Source organism: Okeania sp. SIO2F4, assembly GCF_010672385.1.
GTDB lineage: Bacteria > Cyanobacteriota > Cyanobacteriia > Cyanobacteriales > Microcoleaceae > Trichodesmium.
This window is the reverse complement of record NZ_JAAHGT010000917.1, coordinates 1-3,867: the sequence shown is the minus strand read 5'-3', so window position 1 is coordinate 3,867 and position 3,867 is coordinate 1. Positions and strand designations below refer to the sequence as shown.

Annotated in this window: 4 protein-coding genes; 3 read left to right on the top strand and 1 reads right to left on the bottom strand. The window is 34.7% G+C overall.

Going from position 1 to position 3,867, the window contains the following annotated elements:
• Window positions 1–116: 116 nt before the first annotated feature.
• The 3 genes from F6K22_RS34925 to F6K22_RS34915 all read left to right on the top strand — a co-directional run bounded on the left by F6K22_RS34925 (window position 117) and on the right by F6K22_RS34915 (window position 1,235).
• On the top strand, window positions 117–551 hold the full coding sequence (locus F6K22_RS34925) for a hypothetical protein (RefSeq protein ID WP_293109030.1): 435 nt from the start codon (window positions 117–119) through the stop codon (window positions 549–551).
• Between the two features lie 310 nt (window positions 552–861).
• Window positions 862–1,074, top strand: a complete 213-nt coding sequence (locus tag F6K22_RS34920) for a transposase (RefSeq protein WP_293109027.1) — start codon at window positions 862–864, stop codon at window positions 1,072–1,074.
• Between the two features lie 11 nt (window positions 1,075–1,085).
• Window positions 1,086–1,235 (top strand): hypothetical protein, encoded by a 150-nt coding sequence (locus tag F6K22_RS34915; RefSeq protein ID WP_293109025.1) that lies wholly within the window; start codon window positions 1,086–1,088, stop codon window positions 1,233–1,235.
• A gap of 761 nt (window positions 1,236–1,996) precedes the next feature.
• Here F6K22_RS34915 and F6K22_RS34910 read toward each other — a convergent pair.
• Complete coding sequence (locus tag F6K22_RS34910) at window positions 1,997–3,577, bottom strand: NAD(P)H-quinone oxidoreductase subunit N (protein WP_375340227.1); 1,581 nt, start codon at window positions 3,575–3,577, stop codon at window positions 1,997–1,999.
• Window positions 3,578–3,867 lie beyond the last annotated feature (290 nt).

The following is a 3,867-nucleotide window of genomic DNA, read 5'->3' as shown; positions in this document are numbered from 1 at the left end:
GGTCACATACTCTATGGGAAAAATAGAACATTATAAGAATAGGTAAGGGAAGTTAAAGAAAACGATAACTTCTCTCTCAATCAAAACAATTAACTCTAATTCATTTTTGAAAGATTATGTACAGTCCTCTAATTAAAAAAGTTATAGCTAAAGCTTGTAATGTTAGTATCGACGAATGTGTAGAAGTTCAGAGATTAAAACTAGAAGTTCAAAGATTAACTCAGGAAAATCAAGAACTAACAGCACAAGCACAACAATATCAAACAGAAAATCAAGAACTGCAAAACAAACTAACCCAACTAAGGATGCAGTTAGCAACTCTTTCAGAACACTCTGCCCCTCTAACTTCTCCTTTATCTGCTAATTTAATATCTCCAAAAGAATCATCAACCACAGTTGTTTTAGTTAATTCTCCCAGCGACCAACTAGAAGCGGATCAAGGTAAACCTGTAGAATTACTAAATCAATTACCTAACGGTATGTGGCACATTAAAGTTAACTCAGGAGTCCAAGTTATTGTTAAACCAGAAGCCCTAAAAGTTTTAGCATAGTATTTCTCACTTTCGATTAATTGACATAATTATTTATAAACTGTCAGTTAGTAGAAGTTAAGGTACTTATTCAACCATAATTCTATACCTCAGCAACTAAATTTTTAAATTTAGATTCCATCCCTATATATACCAAAAGTAGGTAAAATTAAGATTATTTGGTCAATAAAGCTACCTAGTGAACTTAGTTATAGAACTATTATCAAAGATAGTGCTAATCGTTATTTTGCCAGCTTTGTTGTTAATATCAATCCTAAGTCTTTAAGACAGTACAAATAACTCTATTGGCATTGACTTAGGTGTATCCACTTTGAAAACTTTGAACAACGGAGAAAAATTTAATTCTCCTAAACCACTCAAAAAAAATCTTAAAAAGTTAGCTAAGTTTCAGCGTAAACTATCTCAGAAAACTTTTGGTAGTAAACTTCAAGAAAAAACTAAGTTAAGAGTAGCTAAACTTTATACAATAATTGATATTATAACTGACTTTTTGCATAAACTTTCTACTACAATTAACTCGTAAAAATCAAACAATTGTTTTGTTTCGAAGGTTTGAATGTTTCTGTGATGATTAAGAATCACAAACTAGCTAAGGCTATTTCAGATTTAGGTTGGCAACAATTTAGAAATGTAACTGAGGCTAAATGCGAGAAATATGGTGAAGAGTTTAGAGTCATTGTATAGATGAGAACCTACATCCTATAAAGTATTCTAATGATGGTTTCATCAGAAGTTAGAAGTCAGAAGTTGTTTTTGTAATGGGGATGCGCGAGAACCCAGCAAAAACATTTCCCCTTGAAAACTGGGGTTTTAGACCAATTACCAAAAGTAATGCCATACTTCGGTAATACTTCAACACTCAAGTAGTTACCAAGATTCCAAGTCGGTTTTTGGCAATTAGGCAATTATTAGTGAGTTAGTAATTATTATCACTACTTTTCCTCTCCCCTCACCTCCCACACTTACCCATCCGATCGGGTATAGCAAGATTTTTGAGAAATGGTATGAGACTCAATTATTTTGATAAGTTAAAAAAGGTAGATAAAAAATGCTCGACTTAATTTAGTCGAACATTTATCATGCTTAACTTACTGAGCTAAAACAACTAATACTAATTATTTGATGACAAAGAAAAATCTAGTCGGGTATAGCAAGATTTTTGAGAAATGGTATGAGACCCAATTATTTTGATAAGTTAAAAAAGGTAGATAAAAAATGCTCGACTTAATTTAGTCGAACATTTATCATGCTTAACTTACTGAGCTAAAACAACTAATACTAATTATTTGATGACAAAGAAAAATCTAGTCGGGTATAGCAAGATTTTTGAGAAATGGTATGAGACCCAATTATTTTGATAAGTTAAAAAAGGTAGATAAAAAATGCTCGACTTAATTTAGTCGAACATTTATCATGCTTAACTTACTGAGCTAAAACAACTAATACTAATTATTTGATGACAAAGAAAAATCTAGTTGACTTGCCACTGAATTAGTTTCAACAGTCTGAACTAAAGCCGAATGTAACATGGGAGTTTTAGCAATAGAATTATTCGCCAAAGTAAACAAAGGATTAGATAAAATTCCAGCTAAAGAAGTTGCCAAAACTGACACAATTAATCCTACTTGTAAGGGACGCATACCTGGAAGATTCCAGCGAATAGGAGGATAATTTTTGATAACATCCGACATCTCTTGCGGTTCTTTTACTACCATCATTTTTACTACACGAATGTAATAGTAAATAGAAGCCACACTGGTAATTAATCCTAACAAAACTAACCAATATAATCCAGCTTGCCAACCTGCCCAAAACAAGTAAATCTTACCAAAGAAACCTGCAAGTGGAGGAATGCCACCTAAAGACAACAAACAAAGACTTAACCCCAAAGTTAACAGTGGATCTTTTTGGTATAACCCTGCATATTCGCTAATTTGGTCTGTACCAGTACGCAGAGAAAATAGAATTACACAGGTAAAACCACCCAAGTTCATAAACAAGTAAACTAGCAGATAAAATATCATACTAGCGTAACCAGCTTCAGTATTGGCCAAAAGACCAATCATTACAAAACCAGCTTGTCCAATAGATGAGTAAGCAAGTAGACGTTTCATGCTGGTTTGGGCAAGAGCAACTACATTACCCAATACCATACTCAGAATAGCCAGGGCAGTAAATACAAAATGCCACTGTTCCGAAACTAATGGGAAAGCTGTTACTAAAAGACGAATAGCCAGGGCAAAACCCGCTGCTTTAGAACCAACCGAGAGAAACGCCACAACTGGAGTAGGAGAACCTTCATAAACATCTGGAGTCCATTGGTGAAAAGGAACAGCAGAAATTTTGAAAGAAATACCTGCAATAGCAAATACTAAAGCAATTACTAGAGCTAGGGAAACACCACCACCTGCACCATCAGCAAGACTAGAGGCGATCGCTGTTAACCGAGTTTCTCCACCGGACAAACCATAGAGTAGAGAAATGCCATAGAGAAAAACGGCGGAACTAGCAGCTCCTATCAGTAGATATTTTAGTGCTGCTTCATTGGAACGAGGGTCACGTTTTGTATAACCAGTTAATAAATAAGAGGAGATACTAAGAGTTTCCAGAGCAACGAAAATCATTACCAACTCATCTGCTCCAGAAAGGAACATTGCCCCCAAAGTAGCAGTGAGTAGAATGCAAATAAATTCTCTGAGTGGAGTTCCAGTCTGTTCTATATATGCCACTGACATTAATATAGTCACAATCGCACATAGAGCAATAATGCCTCTAAATACTACACTCAGAGCATCAGCATTAAAGCCTCCTAAAAAACCGATGGTATTGGTGCTATCCCATTGAGTATATAAGGCCACAATTGCTCCTAAAAGACCAACAATGGCTGCATAAGGAGTCCACTTAGTAGAACTACGCCCCACTATTAGGTCTCCGAGGAGAACTACTAGCAGGGTAATAACAACTATTCCTTCTGGAAGAATAGTGCCTGCATTAAGTTGGGCTGCAATGTTAGAGAAATCTATCATTTTAGATAATTTGAAATTTTCGTGTAATTAAGAATTTTGGCTGATTCATAATCCTTTACAGTAGAGGATTGTAGCGTGTATCTAGAGATTTTTTGGTTTTTTATTAGGTAATAATAATTAATCAATCCCTGGCCAATTTTATTTTCTGGAGAAAAGCTGTTGAATCTAGTGTGGAGTTTCTCAGAATTTTTCTTGAGTGGAAAATAATGTGTGAATCTCTATGTATTGACCTAGGAAAGGATATCAAAAAATTCCTTTATAAACTTACCCACATTCTCAAGCTAGAGATA